General features: G+C 57.8%; 1 protein-coding gene. It reads left to right on the top strand.

Annotated features, from left to right (window positions below):
* On the top strand, positions 1–346 hold a 346-nt coding region (locus tag HMPREF2890_RS06485; RefSeq protein ID WP_070466791.1), incomplete at its 5' end, for an MmcQ/YjbR family DNA-binding protein.
* Between the last annotated feature and the right edge of the window lie 337 nt (positions 347–683).

Here is a 683-nt window from a genome sequence, read left to right as displayed (position 1 = left end):
CAGCCTCCCCGGCGCTATCGAGGAGTACAAGGAGACGTGGGACGCCGTACTCTACCGCGTGCATGGGCGGATCTTTGCGCTGGTGCTTGAGGACCACGACGGCAATCCGCTCCTCAATCTCAAGAGCGATCTGCGGGAAGTGGCCCCGCTCCACGCCCGGTACGACGCCCTGATGCCCGCCTACCATATGAGCAAGAAGCACTGGACCTCGCTCCGGCTCGACCTCGACTGCCCGGAGGAGATCGTCCGGCACCTCATCGTCCGCTCCTACGAGCTGGTAGTCGCTGGACTACCGCGCTGCGAGCGTGACCTCCTCGCACGCCTCTCCACCGACCCCGATCAGTAGAGCAGCCCGAACATCCAGAGCGGACCTGTGGTATTACTTGATCGGGTGGCTGAAGATACGAAATAGCTTTTCCAAAAGTGGTTTTTGGGCCAAAATTAGCTTTTCCAAAAGTGGTTTTGGTGATGCTACAGCATTGAGGCAGGATCCATTCTAATACCGGTATTAGAAATAGGCGAGAGCGGATGGGGCAGGGCTGACGCATTTGAGCGGTACAGCTATGAAGAGGAGATCTGCGGCGGGAGATTCCTCTCCTAATGCACCTGACTGCCGATCCCGAAGGGGCGAAGCCCCGGAGGGATCGTCGGTTTTTAGCTGTAAGTTTGTCACATGATCGTTG

It is taken from the genome of Porphyromonas sp. HMSC065F10 (assembly GCF_001808555.1).
In the GTDB taxonomy this organism is placed as follows: Bacteria; Bacteroidota; Bacteroidia; order Bacteroidales; family Porphyromonadaceae; genus Porphyromonas_A.
Note: the sequence above shows the minus strand (reverse complement) of the source record. Positions and strands in the feature narration are given on the sequence as shown.